This window comes from Pseudomonas putida (assembly GCF_001976065.1).
GTDB lineage: Bacteria > Pseudomonadota > Gammaproteobacteria > Pseudomonadales > Pseudomonadaceae > Aquipseudomonas > Aquipseudomonas serbica.
Genome location: NZ_MNAH01000002.1, coordinates 670700 through 688471, shown reverse-complemented (window position 1 = coordinate 688471; position 17772 = coordinate 670700). Strand labels below are relative to the sequence as shown.

16 protein-coding genes are annotated in these 17772 nt (G+C 62.6%); 10 read left to right on the top strand and 6 right to left on the bottom strand.

What is annotated here, in order from left to right; genetic code table 11:
* The first annotated feature begins 23 nt into the window (after positions 1 to 23).
* Positions 24 to 476: a YMGG-like glycine zipper-containing protein gene (locus BKX96_RS09665; RefSeq protein ID WP_077183664.1), complete on the top strand. Its 453-nt coding sequence runs from the start codon at positions 24 to 26 to the stop codon at positions 474 to 476.
* Here BKX96_RS09665 and BKX96_RS09660 read toward each other — a convergent pair whose 3' ends face one another.
* From BKX96_RS09660 to BKX96_RS09650, 3 genes are read right to left on the bottom strand one after another with little or no spacing between them, the layout of a single operon-like run.
* Entirely contained in the window at positions 477 to 1511 is a 1035-nt protein-coding gene (locus BKX96_RS09660; RefSeq protein WP_077183663.1) for a DUF2955 domain-containing protein, read from the bottom strand.
* Positions 1501 to 2622, bottom strand: coding sequence for an HlyD family secretion protein (locus BKX96_RS09655; protein WP_077183662.1), 1122 nt, complete (start codon positions 2620 to 2622; stop codon positions 1501 to 1503). The genes BKX96_RS09660 and BKX96_RS09655 overlap by 11 nt, the downstream gene beginning before the upstream one ends.
* The gene (locus tag BKX96_RS09650; RefSeq protein WP_077183661.1) at positions 2619 to 4172 is read right to left on the bottom strand and encodes an efflux transporter outer membrane subunit; all 1554 of its coding nucleotides are present in this window, start codon (positions 4170 to 4172) and stop codon (positions 2619 to 2621) included. The genes BKX96_RS09655 and BKX96_RS09650 overlap by 4 nt, the downstream gene beginning before the upstream one ends.
* Positions 4173 to 4410: 238 nt before the next feature.
* On the opposite strand from BKX96_RS09650, the gene BKX96_RS33405 reads away from it, so the two are divergent.
* The 7 genes from BKX96_RS33405 to BKX96_RS09615 all read left to right on the top strand — a co-directional run bounded on the left by BKX96_RS33405 (position 4411) and on the right by BKX96_RS09615 (position 12042).
* Positions 4411 to 5964 (top strand): aminotransferase class I/II-fold pyridoxal phosphate-dependent enzyme, encoded by a 1554-nt coding sequence (locus BKX96_RS33405; protein WP_077183660.1) that lies wholly within the window; start codon positions 4411 to 4413, stop codon positions 5962 to 5964.
* Between the two features lie 26 nt (positions 5965 to 5990).
* A complete protein-coding gene (locus BKX96_RS09640; RefSeq protein ID WP_046819152.1) occupies positions 5991 to 6773 on the top strand; it encodes a transporter substrate-binding domain-containing protein in 783 nt (260 codons plus the stop codon).
* A gap of 128 nt (positions 6774 to 6901) precedes the next feature.
* On the top strand, positions 6902 to 7615 hold the full coding sequence (locus BKX96_RS09635) for an ABC transporter permease (protein ID WP_046819153.1): 714 nt from the start codon (positions 6902 to 6904) through the stop codon (positions 7613 to 7615).
* An 18-nt stretch (positions 7616 to 7633) separates the two neighbouring features.
* Positions 7634 to 8332, top strand: a complete 699-nt coding sequence (locus BKX96_RS09630) for an ABC transporter permease (protein ID WP_077183659.1) — start codon at positions 7634 to 7636, stop codon at positions 8330 to 8332.
* The gene (locus tag BKX96_RS09625) at positions 8329 to 9303 is read left to right on the top strand and encodes a DMT family transporter (protein WP_077183657.1); all 975 of its coding nucleotides are present in this window, start codon (positions 8329 to 8331) and stop codon (positions 9301 to 9303) included. Before BKX96_RS09630 ends, BKX96_RS09625 begins: the two co-directional genes overlap by 4 nt.
* A gap of 15 nt (positions 9304 to 9318) precedes the next feature.
* Entirely contained in the window at positions 9319 to 10335 is a 1017-nt protein-coding gene (locus tag BKX96_RS09620) for a M14 family metallopeptidase (RefSeq protein ID WP_046819156.1), read from the top strand.
* A gap of 87 nt (positions 10336 to 10422) precedes the next feature.
* Complete coding sequence (locus tag BKX96_RS09615; protein WP_077183656.1) at positions 10423 to 12042, top strand: mechanosensitive ion channel family protein; 1620 nt, start codon at positions 10423 to 10425, stop codon at positions 12040 to 12042.
* A 60-nt stretch (positions 12043 to 12102) separates the two neighbouring features.
* Here the strand turns inward: BKX96_RS09615 and BKX96_RS09610 are convergent, their stop codons facing one another.
* Positions 12103 to 12402 carry a hypothetical protein gene (locus BKX96_RS09610; protein WP_077183654.1) on the bottom strand — a complete coding sequence of 100 codons (300 nt, stop codon included), beginning with the start codon at positions 12400 to 12402 and terminating at the stop codon, positions 12103 to 12105.
* A 198-nt stretch (positions 12403 to 12600) separates the two neighbouring features.
* On the opposite strand from BKX96_RS09610, the gene BKX96_RS09605 reads away from it, so the two are divergent.
* On the top strand, positions 12601 to 13296 hold the full coding sequence (locus tag BKX96_RS09605; RefSeq protein ID WP_281431220.1) for a tRNA (adenine(22)-N(1))-methyltransferase: 696 nt from the start codon (positions 12601 to 12603) through the stop codon (positions 13294 to 13296).
* On the opposite strand, the gene BKX96_RS09600 is transcribed toward BKX96_RS09605, so the two are convergent.
* The gene (locus BKX96_RS09600) at positions 13277 to 14122 is read right to left on the bottom strand and encodes a helix-turn-helix transcriptional regulator (protein ID WP_077183649.1); all 846 of its coding nucleotides are present in this window, start codon (positions 14120 to 14122) and stop codon (positions 13277 to 13279) included. The two genes, BKX96_RS09605 and BKX96_RS09600, sit on opposite strands and share 20 nt — an antisense overlap.
* A 96-nt stretch (positions 14123 to 14218) precedes the next feature.
* Between BKX96_RS09600 and BKX96_RS09595 the strand changes: the two genes are divergently transcribed.
* Entirely contained in the window at positions 14219 to 15175 is a 957-nt protein-coding gene (locus BKX96_RS09595) for a threonine dehydratase (protein WP_077183646.1), read from the top strand.
* Between the two features lie 364 nt (positions 15176 to 15539).
* On the opposite strand, the gene glgX is transcribed toward BKX96_RS09595, so the two are convergent.
* On the bottom strand, positions 15540 to 17714 hold the full coding sequence (glgX, locus tag BKX96_RS09590; RefSeq protein ID WP_046819161.1) for a glycogen debranching protein GlgX: 2175 nt from the start codon (positions 17712 to 17714) through the stop codon (positions 15540 to 15542).
* Between the last annotated feature and the right edge of the window lie 58 nt (positions 17715 to 17772).

The following is a 17772-nucleotide window of genomic DNA, read 5'->3' as shown; positions in this document are numbered from 1 at the left end:
ATCACGCCCATCAGGAGATCATCATGAAAAGGTTGTCACCCATCGGCCTGTGCCTCGCATTGTCGTTGTTCAGCGCCCAGGGCTGGGCCCAGACGGTAGTACCGCTGAAGGGCCAGACTTCGCAACAGACTCAACTGGATATCAACGAATGCAACAGCATTGCCGCCAGCAGTGCCTCGACCACCTCGACACCCTCGGGTGGGCGGGTCAAGGGCGCCGCCGTGGGGGCTGCGGCCGGTGCGGCCGGGGCCCAGGTGCGCGGGCGTCAGCATGACGAGTTCTATGACAATGTCGATGACGACAGGAAGCAGGACTACCGGCAGGACCGCGCCAAGGAAACGGCCGCGGCCGGTGTCGTGGTCGGCGGCTCGCGCCAGCGCCAGGATCGCCGTGAGCAGGAGAAGACCAACGCCGCGACCACTTCGACGGCCTATACCAGTTGCCTGCAGGGCAAGGGGTATCAGGTTAATCCTTGATCATGATGGACCAGTAGCTGCGAGGCTGGCGTTTTGCCGCTGATCCAGCAAATGCACCATCAGGCAGGCATACAACGTCACGGCGATGAACAGCCCCATCCTCACCGCAAACGCGGTGTAGACGTCCTTGCCTGCCAGGCTGTCCTGCACCGATTGCCCCAGCAGGATAATCAGGGTGACCAAGGTGTTAAGCCAGAAGCCGGGACTCAACCGGCCCGGGCTCAGGCCATAGAGCTTGCGCGCCAGGATCAGGGCGAACAGCAGCATCCACAGGAAGAACATCCACAGGTGCACAAAGACCGTCAGCGCGCTCCAGAACGCAATCGCCAACAGGCCGCCGAGCAAGGTCGAGCCAATCAGCTCGCGGGCGGCGTCGCGGGCGTTGGTGGTGGAGCTCTGCTGGCCCAGGCTTACGGCCTTGAGCACGATGGGCATGTAGCTGGCGGGGTCGATCAGGGCCAGTAAAAACGTTGGCATCACGATCAAGGTTGCCCGCAGAGCCACCCGATCGACATCACTCGCCGACAACGTCGGGGCGGGCGGGGGTGGCGGGGCATCGACGGGTTCGGGAAACAGCCAGTGACTGACCCGGCCGATCAGCACCGCCAGGAGCAGGCCACTGGTCAACGCCTTGATCACGGTTGCCGCCAGGCCGAAGTCGGCAACCCCGGCGGCGGGGATCATGGTCAGGCCGATCACCAGGAAGGTGACTACCAGGTTGTTGCCGCCACGTTGGCCGTAGCGAAAGACCATCAGCAGGCACAGGCCGATCAGCAGCACGCCGCTGAGCGCGTAGTAACGCAGCAGCGGGATCAACAGCAGGCCGATGCCGGTGGTCAGCATGGCGGTCAGTGCCAGCACCAGGGTGGCCTTGAAGGGCAGCGGACGATTGATGCTGACCAAGAGCAATGCCCCCAGCACCGGCGCCAGAAACGGGATGGGCATCCCCAGGCCAAAACTCACCGCCAGGCACAGTGCCGTGCCACTGGCCAGGCGCAGCGCGCGCTGCACCCTCGGCGTGCGTTTAGTAGGCATACGACAGCCAGCTCATCAGCCACAGGAACAACCGGCCCAGCGGGTTCAGTACGTTGCCTTCGGCAGGGAAGGCCATGACTTCAGCCTGGCCACCGGAACGGATGGCGCGGTTGTCCTTGAGCATCGACAGGGATTCGGCCGAGAACTCGATGATCACCGGAAAACGCTGGGCCGGGCGCAGCCAGTCGCGGCTGTTCTGCACCGTGGGCAGGCTGCCGGGCGCAGCCGGAGTGCCGACGCTGACGCCGTAGCCGACGCTGCGCACCCGGCCCTGGAAGACTTCGCCGGGCAACGCATCGAGGGCAATGGACACCGGGGTCTCGGGCCTGACCAGGGCGAGGTTGTTCTCGGTCATGTCGGCGCTGATCCAGACATCGTGGATCGCGATCAGGGTCATGACCGGGTTACCGGCCGCGGCAAATTGGCCGACGTCGGTGCGCAGGTCGGTGATCAACCCGGCCGAACGGGCGCGAATCTGCGTGTTGGACAGATCCAGTTCGGCTTTCGACAGGGCGGTGGCGGCACTGCGCAGCAGGGCGTTGTCTTCCTCTTTGCCGCCTTCCTGTTCCTTCGCGCGCTGGACTTCGGCGCGGGCCGCGGCGACCTGGCTGGTGGCCGCGTCGCGGCTGGCGCGGGAAACCTCCAGCAAGCGCACGGAAACGGTCCCGGGGTCTTCACGGTACAAGCCTTCCAGCCGCTGGTTATCCTGCTTCGCCTTGAGCTCGTTGGCTTGTGCCGCGCGCAGACTGGCTTGCGCCGAGGCGATACCGGCGGTGCTGGCGCCGATCTGTCGGCGGGTCGATTCCAGGTCGGCTCGTGCCCGGTCAACGGCGATCTGGTAGGGCTGCGGGTCGACCTCGAAAATCACCTCACCGGCCTTCACGTCCTGGTTATTGCGCACGTTGACGCGGATTACCCGGCCCGCCACTTCCGCCGCCACTGGAATCACGAACGCACCTACCCGCGCTTGTTGGGTGTATGGCGTGAAACGATCAGCCAACAAATACCAGGCCAGGCTGAAAACGATCAGCAGTAACACCCACTTGATGCCTTTTTTTGCAGGGTCGGCGGCAGGCTGCGCTGGCTGGGGGGAGGGCGCGGCTTCAGTCATGGTTTTTTCACCTGAGTGGGCAAGGGGGAGGCGGGCTGCTCAGCGGTCGGGTCTTTGAGCAGGTCGCCCCAGTCAGTGCGTTGTTCCATTTGCTGGCGCGTGGCGGAATCGACCTTGGGCTGGTCGCTGTACCAACCGCCGCCCAACGCCTTGTACAGGGCAATCACATTGCTCACCGCATCGCCACGGCTGACCAGGTAATTGTCCTGGAGTTCGAGCAGCGCGCGCTGGGCATCCAGCACCCGCTGGAAGTCCGAATACCCTTCGCGGTACAGCGTGTTGGCCAGGGCCAGCGAGCGTTGCGCGGCGCTTTCGGCCTCGCGCAGGATGCGTTCGCGTTGCAGGGAACGGGTCAGACCGTTGGCGGCGTCATCCGCCTCGCGCGCGGCCTGGCGCACCTTGTCGCGATAGGCTTCGATCAATTGCTGCAAACGCGCATCCTGCACGCGCACGTTATTGCTGATGCGGCCATAGTCGAACACGTTCCAGCGCAGGCTCGGCCCACCAATCAGGTCGAGGCTGCGCGAGGTTCCGCTCAAGGAGTCGGTGGACCAGACGATGCTGCCCAGCAACGTCAGGGCCGGGTAGTAATCGGTTTCGGCCACCCCGACCAGCGCCCCCTGCGCCGCCACATTCAGCTCCGCGGCGCGCACATCCGGGCGGCGCAGCAGCAGGTTGGCCGGGACATCCTGCAGGACGGCACGATCGACCAGCGGGATCAACTGGGTATTGTCGACCACCAGTGGCAGCGCACCGGGTGGCTGGCCGATCAGCACAGCCAACGCATTGCGGGTGCGATAGAGCTGATCTTCCAGCAGGGGGATGGTGCTCAACGTGCCCAGGTATTGGGTCTTGGCTTGTTGCAGATCGAGTTCGGCGGTCTGGCCGCTGTTGAACAGTTTTTCGGTGATCTCATAGTTGCGATATTGCTGCTTGGCGTTGGCATTGGCCACGCGCAGGCGTGCCTCGGTGGTGCGCAGGAAAAAATAGCTGTCGGCGACTTGCGCCCGCAGCAGGACCAGCACGTCGTCGTAGTTGGCTTCAGACGCGAAATAGCTGGCATCGGCGGCCTCGATGGCACGGCTGAAGCGCCCCCAGAAATCCAGTTCCCACCCGACATCGAACCCCGCGCTGTGCTGCCACAAGTGGCTGTCCACCGGGTTGTCGCCGCCGGATTGATGACGATCGATGTAAACGCTGTCTGCGGTGACCTGTTGCAGCTGCGGGTAGCGCCCGCTTTCGGCGATGCCCAACTGCGCGCGGGCTTCCATCACGCGCAGGCCGGCGATCTTCAAGCTGGAATTGTGCGCGTCCGATTCGGCAATCAAACGGTCGAGCACCGGGTCGGCGAAGATCTGCCACCACTGGCGGATATCCGGGTATTGCGCACGTTGGCTGGCGTGTTCAAGGGCCGGGGTGTTCCAGCGGTCGACCCACGGCTCGGCGGGCGGCTGGAAGTCCGGACCCAGCCGAACGCAACCGCCGAGGGCCGCTACGCCTAACACCAGTAGTCGGCAATACCGCATCCGTGTGGATGTACCTGATTGCATTGGGCGTTTTCCAACCAAAGGACATTACAGCAGCATAGACGTCCGGATGCCTTCTGCATGGCCTGGCTGGCCGAATCGCAAAAACGTCGTGACTGTCGCAAAAACGACCTGTTTACGCTGAACGCGAACCTTCGACAGTTTTCTGTTGAACGAGTGTTCAGCTTGGACTATGTTCGTTCCACCTACTCCCCCGGCTGGTTGCGGGCTTGCGTTTCTTCATATTGAACGAGGCACTGGCATGCGGTTTTCACCCTTTGTTGAGCGGACGCCCCATGTCGGCACCGCGGATTTTCCCGCCGCCGATTTCATCACCGACGCCGATCTTGATGTGCCAGCTGAAGGTGACACCCACAACCGCGAATCGACCGAACGACTGGCCTTGCGCGAGGCACTTGCCGAGCACTACGGCAAACTGCTGGACCGTGAACTGAACGCCGCGAACGTGATCACGCTGGCCGGGGCACAGGATGCCTTGTTCGTCGCGTCGATGTGCCTGCTCGCTGCAGGCGACGAGATGATCGTCCTCGATTCGATGCACCCAACCAGCGAGGCGTCGCTCAAGGCCTGCGGCGCCACGCTGGTGCCGGTGGTCTCGGCAGATGGCGCAGCACTGGCCAAGGCAATGACCTCGCGTACGCGGGCGATTTTCCTGTCCGGCCCGAAGCGCAACGTTGAAGCATTGAAAACCATCGCCACACTCGCCATCGCCCATGAGTTGCGGGTGGTGATCGACGAGGCCCATGACGACCTGACGCTGGAGCACCCGCACCTGGGTCTCTTGGCAGTGCCGGGCATGGCCGAGCGTTGCATGGTGATCGGTAGCCTGGCGAAATCCCAGCCGATGGCCGACTGGCCCATGGCTTGGATCGTCGCTGATCCTGACCTGGTCGCGCATGCCCAATCCCTGCTGTTGGCCAAGACCTCCCAGCGTATCCGCGATTTTGTCCAGGCGTTGAAAGCGCCAGCACCCAAGCCTGTGATCAGCCGTGTGTCGAGCGAACCGGTCAGGGAGCCGGTCACTGCGCGAACCATGATCGAAGTCGATCGCCTGCACAAACGCTTCGGCAACATCGAGGTGCTCAAGGGCGTGTCCCTGACGGCCCGCGAAGGCGAGGTGATCTCGCTGATCGGCGCCAGCGGCTCGGGCAAAAGCACCTTGCTGCGCTGCATCAACATGCTCGAAGTGCCGGACCAGGGGCGCATCCTGGTGGACGGCGAAAGCATTCACCTGAACCACACCCGCCCCGGCGCACCGCTGGTAGCCGACGCCAAACAACTGGTGCGCATCCGCTCGAGCCTGGGCATGGTGTTCCAGAACTTCAACCTCTGGCCCCATCGCACGGTGCTGGAAAACCTGATCGAAGCGCCGACCCAAGTCCTTCGCGAGAGCAAAGCGGAGGCCACCGAACGTGCCGAAGCCTTGCTCGAACGGGTGGGCCTTGCGGCCAAGCGCAACGAATACCCGGCGTTTCTCTCCGGGGGACAGCAACAACGGGTGGCCATCGCCCGGGCCCTGGCCATGCGGCCCAAGGTCATGCTGTTCGATGAACCCACCTCGGCACTCGACCCGGAACTGGTCGGGGAAGTGCTGCGGGTGATCCGCTCTCTCGCCGAAGAAGGCCGGACCATGATCCTGGTGACCCATGAAATGGCCTTCGCCCGCGATGTCTCATCCAAGGTCGCTTTCTTGCATCAAGGCCTGATCGAGGAAACCGGTTCGCCGGACGAAGTGTTCGTACACCCACGCAGCGAGCGTTGCCGGCAATTCGTCAACGCTCATCAAACTCGCTAACACCAATAAAAAGACGGGAAAACAACATGGGAAATCGACGTTTTGCACACTGGTTGACCGGCGCAGCCTGCGTATTGCTGGCTGGCATGAGCGCGGCCCAAGCGCAGCCGATCCGCTTCGCGGTCGCGGCCGAACCCTATCCGCCGTACACCGAGAAACAGGCCAACGGCGAATGGAAAGGCTTTGAAGTGGACCTGATCCACAAGCTGTGCAGCGAAATGAAAGCCGAGTGCGAGATCAAGGAAGTGGCCTGGGACGGGATCATTCCGTCGTTGCTGGCAAAGAAGATCGACGTGATTTTTTCCTCGATGTCGGTGACCCAGGAGCGGGAAAAACAGATTGCCTTCAGCAAGGCGTACTACGACTCGGCGATCGCCGTGGTCGGGCCCAAGGACACTTCGGTGAAAAAATACCCGGATGACCTCAAGGGGAAGACCATCGGCGTGCAGAACTCCACGGTCAGCGCCAGCTACCTGAAGACCTACTACGAAAAAATCGCTGACGTGAAGTACTACGACACCCAGGACTCGGCCAACGCCGACCTGATTGCTGGTCGCCTCGACCTGATGATGGCCGACGGCACCGCCATGGCGGCCTTCGTCAAGACCCCCGATGCCAAGGACCTGGCCTACCTCGGCACCGTTCCCTACGACCCGATCTTCGGCAAGGGCGTAGGCGCCGGGCTGCGCAAGGACGATACCGAGCTCAAGGCCAAGCTCGACAAGGCGATCCAGGAACTGCTGGCGAGCAAGGACTATGACGAGCTGTCCCAGAGCTACTTCGGGACCAGCGTGAAGCCGGCGTTCTGACCCCGGCACAAATCCTGTAGGAGCCGGCTTGCCGGCGAAGGGGCCCTTGAGGCCGCCAGAAGCTTCGCTGGCAAGCCAGCTCCTACAAGGGTTTGGCAGTATTTTCATGGTCGTTGATGGAGTGTGAAATGCCAGCAATGTTCGATTTGATCAATTTCAGCGAGCAAGGATGGGGCACGGCGTTGCTGAAAGGGCTCTTGATGACCCTGCAGATTTCCGCCGGGGCCTTCGTGGTCGGGCTGGGCATCGGCCTGGTGGTGGCCTGCCTCAAGTTGGGCGGGCCAAGACCGGTCGCGGCGCTGGCTCGCGGCTACACCACCCTGTTTCGCGCGGTGCCGGAGCTGCTGCTGATCCTGTTGCTGTACTACGTCGGCTCCATGTTGCTCAACTCGCTGATGGCAACCCTGGGTTACGACGCGGTGAACGTCAGCGGTCCGCTGGCGGCGATCGTGGTGCTGGGCCTGGTGCAGGGCGCGTACGCCTCGGAGATTTTCCGGGCGGCGATCCAGGCTATTCCCTTCGGCCAGATCGAAGCGGCGAAAGCCTTCGGCCTGCACGGTTTCGGCCTGTTCCGCCGCGTCACGCTGCCGATCATGGCGCCGTATGCGATGGCGGGGATGGCCAACCTGTGGATCAACCTGATCAAGGACAGCGCGCTGATCAGCGTGGTCGGCACCAACGAACTGCTGTACACCGCCCGGCAAGGGGCGGGCTCGACGCGTCATTACCTGTTGTTCTACCTCACGGCCGCGGCGCTGTATTACGCGGTGACCCTGGCGTCCAACTACCTGTCGGGCCGGCTCGAGCGACGCATTCGTCGCTGGATGCCCCTTGCTGACTGAACCGGCAGAGAGAACGAAATGATTCCAGCGTGGATAGTTGAATACGCATCGCTGTTACTCCGGGGGCTGCAGACGACCCTTGCGATCCTGGTGATTGCCAGTGTGTTTGGTTTTGTCCTGGCGGTGCTGGTGGCACTGGCGCGCATCTCGAAGAACAAGGTCATCGCCAAGGTCAGCCTGTTCTACACCAGCGTCACCCGCGGTACCCCCTTGCTGATCCAGATCTACATTTTCTACTACGGCCTGGGCAGTCTGTTTGCGCAGTTCCCGCTGATTCGCGGCAGCTTCCTCTGGCCTTACCTGCGTGACGGCTACTGGTACATCGTGTTCGCCCTGGTGGTGTCGGTGGGGGCCTATGTCGGCGAAGTGATCCGTGGCGGCCTGTTGGCGGTGCCCAAAGGTGAAATGGAAGCGGCATCGGCGTTTGGCATGACCCCGCGCCAGGCCCTGTTGCGGGTGCGATTGCCCCGGGCGCTGCGCCTACTGTTGCCGACCCTGGCCGGAGAAACCGTGATGCTGCTCAAATCCACGGCCCTGGCCTCGACCATCGCAGTGATCGACCTGTTGGGCGCGGCCAACGTGGTGCGCGCGCAAACCCTGCAAGTGTACGAGCCGTTGCTGCTGGTGGCCGGTGTCTACGTGTGCCTGACGTTCCTGATCGAGGCGCTGTTCGCCTTCGCCGAACGCCGTGGCACCCCGGTGCGCAGGTCTGCATGATGAACAACAGGCCATTGGTTGACCGCTCCTTGCAAGGCATTGGCCTGTGCACCCTGGGCTATGCGTTCCTGTCCTTGCAGGATGCCGGCATCAAGTGGCTGGTGGCCGATTATTCGGTGTTCACCATCCTGTTCTGGCGCGCCCTGGTGGTGGTGCTCGCCTGTTTGCTGATCGGCCGCCTGCAACTGGTGCGTCGCGCCTGGCGCTCGTCCAGTCGGCGGCTGCTGGTGGTGCGCGGCCTGCTGTCGATCGCGGCGTGGCTGCTGTACTACACGGCAGCCCGCGACCTGACCCTGGCGGAGATGACCACCCTGTATTTCTCGGCACCGATCATGGTCACGGTACTGGCGACGGCGATTCTCAAGGAACGCGTCAACGGCTGGCAGTGGTTCACCCTGATCGTCGGTTTCATCGGCGTGGTGATTGCCTGTCGCCCCAGCGACATGGCCGATCCGTTGCCGATCGTACTGACCCTGCTGGCCGCCATGTGCTGGGCCTTCACCTATATCCAGTTGCGCCAGGTGGACGAGCAGACCTCGGTGCTGGAACAGATGCTGATCACCAATGTAGTGTTTGTCATTTGCATGGCGCTGGCATTGCCCTGGACCCACACCCCGGCACCCGTTCCGGCCTGGCTGGGCATGCTCGGCGCCGGGCTGATGGGCGGCATCGGCCAGTTCCTGCTGTTCGCCAGTTTCCAGCGCGCCACTGCAACCGTGCTGGCGCCGTTCGAGTACACCGGGCTGATCTGGGCGTTCCTGCTGTCGAGCCTGATCTGGGGCACGCTGATGGATGTGTCGTTGATGATCGGCGCCGGCTTGATTGCGGTCAGCGGCACCCTGGCGATGATCTTCGGTCGTCACCCGGAACAGGACGTGGTCGGCGCCGAATGCTCCGTGTCGCAGCCTCTTTATCCCGAAGGGGACGAGAGCAAACCCGATCGTGGCCACGCGGGTGCCGCGGATCAATAACAGGAGGACAAGCGGGTGGCGCAGGATATTTCGTTCAACGTCAGCAACAACAATGGCGATCCGGTACAGGTCGGCGCCTGGCGCTTCGAGGGCGCCCAGGATGGGCCCAAGGTGCACTTGCAGGCCGGGGTGCATGCCGATGAAATCGCCGGCATGCTGGTGCTGCACCTGTTGATGCAACGCCTTGCAGTCGCTCAATCCCAGGGCCGGCTCAAAGGCAGTATCACTGTGGTGCCGCAGGCCAACCCGCTGGGCATCGGCCAGTTTCGCCAGGGGCGGATCCTCGGGCGCTATCACGATGCGACTGGGCATAATTTCAACCGTGGCTTCGATCAGTCGGCGGCAATGGAGCGACCTTCGACCGCCGTGCAGGCGTGGCAACAAAAACTGGTGCAACTGGCGGCGCCAGCGGATGTGGTGCTGGACCTGCACACCGACGATGAGGCGCTGCCCTACCTTTATATGCACCGCAGTTTCTGGCCCCGCGGCCGGGCACTGGCGGCGGCGCTGCGCATGGACGTGGCGATCATCTGGGATGACGGCGACGATGGCTCCTTCGAAGAAACCATCATCGCGCCCTGGCTGCGCGAGGGCACGACCGCGCATCGCATGGCCGCGACCCTGGAGTTGCGCGGGCAGGGCGACGTCAGCGACCGTTTCGCCGAACAGGATGCCCAGGGGCTGTACGCCTGGCTCTGCGCCTGTGGGGTCATCGACGATGGGATGGTACCCGTCGATTGGCCGGTGGAGGCGGTGGAGATGGGCCACATGGAAACCATCCTTGCGCCACAGCCCGGGGTGCTGATTTTCGAGAAGGAACTGGGCGATCTGGTCGACCAAGGCCAGCGTTTCGCGCGCATCCTGCGCCGCCCCGGTGATCCCTCCTCTGAAGTGGTGCTGTATGCCGAGCAGACCGGGCGCCTGGTCACTCGTTATCGCGATCGCCTGATTTCCCAGGGCATGGGGGTGGCGAAGTTCACCGGCACCCGCCGGTCGCGCAACTGGAGCGGGGGTTTGCTCGACCCCAACTGAGTGGCCGATATCTGACAACCGTTCATCGCTGGACTAGGCTGCGATACGTAACCTGTCCAGAACCTTGTGACGTAAGGAAAACGATGCATGCGGAGCAGGCTGCTCACCCCACTGATGGTCATGTTCGCGATGTGCTGGTCGGTGCTGCTATGGGCCGAAGATGCGGCGAAACCGCTGGAGCCGCAACCGGCACCGGCGGAACTGAAAATCGCCAATCGCAGCATCATGGAGTTTCGCGCCACGCTGCTCGGTGAAACGCCGCAGACCCGGGTCAAACGGGCCAGGACAGCGATCAACGAAGCGCTGGATGACGTGGACGAACTGCGGGTCACCCTCGATCCCATCCAGGACAGTTATCTGGTGCTGCTGGGCGCCAAGCGCGCCTTTATCGTGTCGCCCAAGGATGTCGATGCCAGCGAGTTCGAATCGGTCAGGCAAGCGGCAGAAAGTGCCGCCGACAAATTGCGCCAGGTGGTGGCCGAAACCGGGGAAGCGCGCAGCCTGCATCTGATTCTTCGGTCACTGGCGGGCGCAGCGCTGGCCACCGGTATCTATCTGGCCTTGCTCTGGGGCATGGCCTACCTGCGCCGGCGCTTGCTGAAAAAACTGCCGGACCTGATGCACCGGCACACCCAGGCCCTGAAAGTCGGGCGGGTGCAGGTGATCGATGCCAACTACCTGTACCCGCTGGTCAGCCGTTTGCTGGCGGTGTTGCGCTGGCTGGTCGTGTTGTTGCTGACCTACGAGTGGTTGGGTTTTGTCCTGTCGCGGTTTCCCTACACCCGGCCCTGGGGCGAGAGCCTCAACAACTACCTGCTGGAACTCGCCGGTTACTTGTTCGAGGGCATCGTCGGCGCCATACCGGGACTCGGCGTGGCCCTGGCGATTTTCTTCATTGCCCGGGGCACCACGGCGTTTGCCCGGCGGATCCTGCGGCGCATGGCCATGCCCGGCACCTTCAGCTGGTTGAACCAGGAAACCTTGCAGCCGACCCAGCGCCTGACGTCGCTGGCGATCTGGCTGTTTGCCCTGGCCATGGCTTATCCCTACCTGCCGGGCGCCGGTACCGATGCGTTCAAGGGCTTGTCGGTGCTGATCGGCCTGATGATTTCCTTGGGCGCCACCAGCGTTGTCGGGCAGGCGGCGGCCGGTTTGATCCTGACCTATACCCGCACCTTGCGCCCCGGTGAATTCGTGCGCATTGGCGAATATGAAGGCACGGTGACTGAACTGGGCATGTTCACCACGCGCATCCGCACCGGCCTTGGGGAAGTGCTGACGCTGCCCAATTCGATGATCACCGCCACCGTCACCAAGAACTATTCGCGCACCGTGCAAGGCCCCGGTTACGTGGTCGATACCGTGGTGACCATTGGCTACGACACGCCGTGGCGACAGGTCGAAGCGATGCTCCTGGAAGCGGCCAGGCGCACCCCCGGTGTTCTTGAGGAACCGCCAGCGCAGGTGTTCCAGACAGCCCTGTCGGATTTCTACCCCGAGTACCGCCTCGTGGCCCAGGCCATCCCCAGCCAGCCACGGCCGCGCGCGGTGTTGTTGAGCATGTTGCACGCCAACATCCAGGATGTGTTCAACGAGTACGAGGTGCAGATCATGTCGCCGCACTATCTGGGCGACCCGGAGTTTGAGAAGCGGGTGCCCCGGGACCAGTGGTATGCCGCCCCGGCGCACAAAGACGGGCAGCGCTGAGGTGCGCCGCTGCAGGATCGGTCGACCTCCATCGCGAGCAAGCTCCTCCTGCAGGAGAAATCAATGCCTGCACTGCGACAACACCACCTGGCAGGTACTCGGCGTACCCCCCGAGCGGCCGGCGTAGCGAATGCAATTATTCAAAGATTTCTGCCGCGCGATGCTCAAGGTGTTGCCCCAGGCGAGGCCGCCCTCGCCGGAAGTGGGCAGTGCCTTGGCATAGCAGCTTGAACCCATGTTCGAGGCCGAGTAGCGAGCCGTGGCGGACTTGCCTGAACATCCCGCTGTCAGCACCAGGTTGATGGCGATAAGAGAGGGCAGGACCCATGCCGAGCATTGGCGCACTGTTATCGTGGTCATCCCGTTTCCCCTGGATTTAGCGGCTGGCAACCGGTGTTGGCCTGTTCAGTCTAGACGGCCTGGGCCCTGGCGAGCGTGCGTCCGATCAACTGCCATGGTGTCCTTGTCGCATAAATTTGAAATGCAGGGCATTACTCGACAGAATCGCCCCCGATTCGGCCAAAGGTGCCGGACGTTCGCGGTGAAAAGGGGCTGCAGTTGAACGAACAGACATTGTCCATGCGCCTGGAGCGAGTAGCGGCGCATGTGCCCGCCGGTGCGCGCCTGGCTGATATTGGCTCGGATCACGGCTACCTGCCGGTGGCGTTGATGCGCCGGGGCGTCATCGCGGCGGCGGTGGCCGGGGAGGTGGCGTTGACGCCGTTCCGGGCGGCCGAACGCACCGTGCGCGAGAGCGGCCAGGCGCCAGGGATTACGGTGCGCCTGGCCGACGGCCTGGCGGCGATCGAGCCGCACGACCGGATCACGGCGATCAGCCTCTGCGGCATGGGCGGCGAGACGATCCGCGACATCCTCGACAGCGGCAAGGCGCGCCTGAGCGGCCAGGAGCGTCTGATCCTGCAACCCAACGGCGGGGAACAGCCCCTTCGGCAATGGCTGATGGACAATGGCTACCGCATCCTTTGCGAGGAAGTGCTGCGGGAAAATCGCTTCGACTACGAAATCATCGTCGCCGAGCGAACGGGACCTGTGGTGTACAGCGCCGAGGAACTGTACTTCGGCCCGCTGCAAATGCAGGTCCGCAGCCCGGCGTTCCTGGTCAAGTGGCAACGAATGCTGCGCCTCAAGCAAAAGACCCTGGGCCATTTCGCCCGGGCGCGGCAGGCGGTGCCCGAGGACAAGGTGCAGGAGATTGCCCGGCAGACCCGGTGGATCACCGAGCTGCTGGCTTGAGCCTCGCCAGCGCTACCGCAAGCCCACGCAACTGCGCCGGGCTCACGCCAAGGCGTTGCTTGAACGCGGTCGTCATGTGCGCCTGTGAGTTGAAGCCGCAGGCGTGGGCAATCTCTGCCAGTCGCGAAGTCGAGTCACACATCAAGGTACGCGCCTTGGCGAGGCGGCGGTCGATCAGGTAACTGTGCGGGCTTCTGCCGGTCGCGTGCTTGAATGCCCGCATGAAATACCCCTCGGACAGCCCGAGCAACTGCGCCATCGCCTGTACACCCAGCGGACGATCGAGGCCGGCGTCGATGAACTCATCGAGCAAGCGCATCCGGCTGGCGGTTATCGAGCCTCGCAGCGGTGTCTGCAGCGCATCGTTACCCTGGGCCCGTTCAGCCAAGGCGAGGGCCCAGGCCTCCCAATCGTCCGTCACCCTGGCCTGCAACAACGCGCTGCGCATTCGCAAGGCGAGGGTGGTCGCATGCGGATCGATGCGATTGTTGAAGGCGCGATCCCCCGGCAGCGCTATACCATCGGTGCGTATCACCCGCAGGTACTCACCGCCCTCGGGCGATTCGGACAAGACGTCACACCCCATGGGGACGAACGCCAGGCCGTTGGGCATGGCAAGGAAGGGCTGCACCCGGTCGCTGCCGATGGCGTGCTGGCCACGCTGGCTGTCGAAAGCAAAGCCAATCGCCGCCTGGGTCGCCACATACCGGGCCGCGTAGGCGCTGCCAGGTAGCAGTTCGATTGCCCAGGGGCCGGCCTCGATACGGCGGATCGGCTCAGACGGCAATGCGGGTTGCAGGCGTTTGTGAAGGCTCATGAACAGCATAGTAGTGAAAAGGGCAGCCAAAAGTCAGGTCGGTTTTCTGAAAGCCGGCGCGTGGCACCTGTGACTAGACTGGGCAACACCTCAAGGAGACCACTCATGCACAAACTGACTCGCGACGACATCGAACAAGCTGCCGGCCTGGTTTACCAGGTGATGCCTGCCACCGCGCAGTACGCCTGGCCCTTGCTGGCTGAGCGGTTGGGCTGCACGGTGTGGGTCAAGCACGAAAACCATACGCCTACCGGTGCATTCAAGGTGCGTGGCGGCATTACCTTCATGCACTGGCTCAAGCGCACCCATCCGGACGCGCGTGGCATTGTCACCGCTACCCGCGGCAACCACGGCCAGAGCCTGGCGCTGGCGGCGACCGCGCTGGATTTGCGCTCGCTGATAGTCGTGCCGCAAGCAAATTCGCTGGAAAAGAACAACGCCATGCGCGGCTTTGGCGGTGAAGTGGTCGAGTCTGGTCGCGATTTCGACGAGGCCCGTGAAGAGGCCGCACGCCTGGCGAGCGTCCATGACCTGTACCTGGTGCCGCCGTTCCACACCGAACTGGTCAAGGGCGTGGCCACCTATGCGCTCGAACTGTTCAAGGCCGCGCCGGACCTGGATACCGTCTATGTGCCGATAGGCTGTGGATCGGGGATCTGCGCGGTCATCGCCGCTCGCGATGCGCTGGGCTTGAACACCCGGGTAGTGGGCGTGGTTTCCACTGAAGCGGCGGCTGCGAAGCTGTCATTTGAAGCGGGCGTTATACGCGAAACCGCGTCGGCCGATACCTTTGCCGACGGCCTCGCAGTGCGCAAGCCCATTGCTGAGGCCTTTGCCGTGTACGCGCAAGGCGCAGCGCGGATCGTGTCGGTTACAGACGAGCAGATTGCCGAGGCCATGCGCGTGTATTACACCGACACCCACAATCTCGCCGAAGGGGCAGGCGCGGCCGCCCTGGCGGCACTGATTCAGGAGCGGGAAATGATGCGGGGCAAAAGGGTGGGGGTGATTCTGTCCGGGGGGAATATCGACAGGTCGGTGTATGCGCGGGTGATCGGGTGACGGCACCAACAAGATCCCCTGTGGCGCTGGCTTGCCAGCGATAGCGGTCTAACATCCAGCCGCGATGTCGACTGACCCGCCGCCATTGCTCTGGTGAAGATCCCCTGTAGGTGCGAGCCTGCTCGCGATAGCGGTCTGAGATCCGGCATCTATGGTGACTGACCCGACGCCATCGCTGGCAAGCCAGCGCCTACAGTTAACCGGCATAGTGCAAGATCCCACGCTCAAACCATGCTGGCCGTTATGCGAGCCCTCGGCATCGACATGACCACTCGACCGCACGTATCCCCGCTGTCACTGTTCCTGAAGACAAAAAACCGCCGATCAGGCGGTTTTTTATCAGTAGCGCTTGCGACTCGACCCTCTATTTGCGTTTTTTCGTCGAAGGTTTCTTCAGCTCGAACATCAGCATCGAGCGTCCGGTGACCTGATACTCGTCGCCAAAGGAAAAGGATTCGCCGGGGTCGGGCTCCGTCTGGTTGGTGTCCAGCTGCAGAATCCACTGCTGACCCTTCGGTACTTCCGGCAAGGTGAAATTCACTACGTCGTGATGGGCGTTGACGATGATCAGCAGCGATTTATCGACGCCTTCGCGGCGAATGCCGCTGGTCTGCGTGCGGCCATCGAGCAAGATGCCCATGCAGCGGTTATTGCCGTCATGCCACTGCTCCACACCCATTTCCTCACCCCCCGGCTGCAGCCAGGTCACATCCTTGACGCCCAGGCTTTCGTCATACTCGCCCGTGAAGAAGCGATTGCGGCGCAGCAATGGGTGGCGGTTGCGCAGTTCGATGAGGTAACGGACAAATTCTTGCAGCTCACTGCTTTGTTCACTGACATTCCAGTCTATCCAGCCGATCTCGCTGTCCTGGCAGTAGGCATTGTTGTTGCCACCCTGGGTCCGGGCAAACTCGTCTCCCGCCAGCAGCATGGGCGTGCCCTGGGCAAGGAACAGCGTGGCGAGAAGATTGCGCATCTGCCGATAGCGCAAGTCGATGATCTCAGGGTCTTCGGTAGGCCCTTCGACACCGCAGTTCCACGACCTGTTATCAGAGTGGCCATCACGGTTGTCTTCGCCGTTGGCCTCGTTGTGCTTGTCGTTGTAGGAAACCAGGTCGTTAAGGGTAAAACCGTCATGCGCGGTGATGAAGTTGACCGATGAAGCCGGCTTGCGGCCACGTCGATTGAACTGCTCACCCGAGCCGAGAAAGATCTTGGCGAAGTCGCCCAGCATGTCATCGTCGCCTTTCCAGAAGGCACGGCAGACATCCCTGAACTTGTCGTTCCACTCCATCCAGCCCGGTGGGAAGTTACCAACCTGATAACCACCGGGGCCACAGTCCCAAGGCTCGGCGACCAGCTTGACCTTGGCCAGGACCGGGTCCTGGCGACAGGCATCGAGAAAACCGCCGCCCTCGCTAAAGCCCTCAGGCTCACGACCCAGGATGGTCGCCAGGTCGAACCTGAACCCGTCCACGCCCATCTCCGAGCTCCAGTACCGCAAGGAATCGGTCACCATCTGCAAGACGCAAGGGTGACTCATGTTGAGTGTGTTACCGGTTCCCGTGTCGTTGATGTAATAGCGCGCATCGTCGGGCATCAGTCGATAGTAACTGGCGTTGTCGATGCCTTTGAGCGATAGGGTCGGCCCCATCTCATTGCCTTCAGCGGTGTGGTTGTAGACCACATCGAGGATCACCTCCAGCCCGGCCTTGTGAAAGCGCGAGACCATGACCTTGAACTCGCCGATGGACTGTCCTGCCATGTAGCGCGCATGCGGGGCGAAAAAGCCCAGGGTGTTGTAGCCCCAGAAATTGCGCAGGCCTTTTTCCAGGAGGTGGTTGTCATCGAGGAAGTAATGCACGGGCATCAGTTCCACGGAGGTCACGCCGAGTGAGCGGATGTATTCGACCACATCGTTCTGGTGGAAGGCGGCAAAGGTGCCACGTTCGGACTCTGGCACCGAAGGATGAAGTTTGCTGAAGCCGCGCACATGGGTTTCGTAGAAAACCGTGTTCTCCCAAGGGACGTTGGGCTTGGCGGTATTGCCCCAGGTGAAGGCCGGGTCGATGACCCGGCAGCGCGGCATGAACGGAGCGCTGTCGCGTTCATCGAACGACAAGTCGCCGTCTGCATGGCCGACGGTGTAGCCAAACAGCGCATCGTCCCATTGCAACTCACCTGAAATCTGCTTGGCGTAGGGGTCAATCAGCAATTTGTTGGGGTTGAAGCGATGACCGTTTGCCGGATCATAGGGCCCATGCACTCGATAGCCATACAGCGTTCCCGGCCGGGCGTCGGGAAGGTAGCCATGCCAGATCTCGTTGGTGAATTCCGGCAGGGCGATGCGCTCGATTTCTTCCTGGCCATCGGCGTTGAACAGGCACAGTTCGACCTTCGTGGCATTGGCGGAAAAAATTGCGAAGTTGACGCCCGAGCCGTCCCACGTCGCACCTAACGGATAGGGCAGGCCCTCACTGACGCGGCTGGCGGGTCTTTCCTGGCTTGATGCACTGTCGCTCACTGGTTGATCAGTCATGATCAAGCGCTCCGAAGTATGTTCTGGGATGTATGACCAATGCGGTCTTTCGATAGAA

Excerpts from the sequence above, each read along its gene's own strand:
- BKX96_RS09665 (WP_077183664.1), top strand. The coding sequence starts at position 24 with ATGAAAAGGTTGTCACCCATCGGCCTGTGCCTCGCATTGTCGTTGTTC.
- BKX96_RS09660 (WP_077183663.1), bottom strand. The coding sequence starts at position 1,511 with ATGCCTACTAAACGCACGCCGAGGGTGCAGCGCGCGCTGCGCCTGGCC.
- BKX96_RS09655 (WP_077183662.1), bottom strand. The coding sequence starts at position 2,622 with ATGACTGAAGCCGCGCCCTCCCCCCAGCCAGCGCAGCCTGCCGCCGAC.
- BKX96_RS09650 (WP_077183661.1), bottom strand. The coding sequence starts at position 4,172 with ATGCAATCAGGTACATCCACACGGATGCGGTATTGCCGACTACTGGTG.
- BKX96_RS33405 (WP_077183660.1), top strand. The coding sequence starts at position 4,411 with ATGCGGTTTTCACCCTTTGTTGAGCGGACGCCCCATGTCGGCACCGCG.
- BKX96_RS09640 (WP_046819152.1), top strand. The coding sequence starts at position 5,991 with ATGGGAAATCGACGTTTTGCACACTGGTTGACCGGCGCAGCCTGCGTA.
- BKX96_RS09635 (WP_046819153.1), top strand. The coding sequence starts at position 6,902 with ATGCCAGCAATGTTCGATTTGATCAATTTCAGCGAGCAAGGATGGGGC.
- BKX96_RS09630 (WP_077183659.1), top strand. The coding sequence starts at position 7,634 with ATGATTCCAGCGTGGATAGTTGAATACGCATCGCTGTTACTCCGGGGG.
- BKX96_RS09625 (WP_077183657.1), top strand. The coding sequence starts at position 8,329 with ATGATGAACAACAGGCCATTGGTTGACCGCTCCTTGCAAGGCATTGGC.
- BKX96_RS09615 (WP_077183656.1), top strand. The coding sequence starts at position 10,423 with ATGCGGAGCAGGCTGCTCACCCCACTGATGGTCATGTTCGCGATGTGC.
- BKX96_RS09610 (WP_077183654.1), bottom strand. The coding sequence starts at position 12,402 with ATGACCACGATAACAGTGCGCCAATGCTCGGCATGGGTCCTGCCCTCT.
- BKX96_RS09600 (WP_077183649.1), bottom strand. The coding sequence starts at position 14,122 with ATGCTGTTCATGAGCCTTCACAAACGCCTGCAACCCGCATTGCCGTCT.
- BKX96_RS09595 (WP_077183646.1), top strand. The coding sequence starts at position 14,219 with ATGCACAAACTGACTCGCGACGACATCGAACAAGCTGCCGGCCTGGTT.
- glgX (WP_046819161.1), bottom strand. The coding sequence starts at position 17,714 with ATGACTGATCAACCAGTGAGCGACAGTGCATCAAGCCAGGAAAGACCC.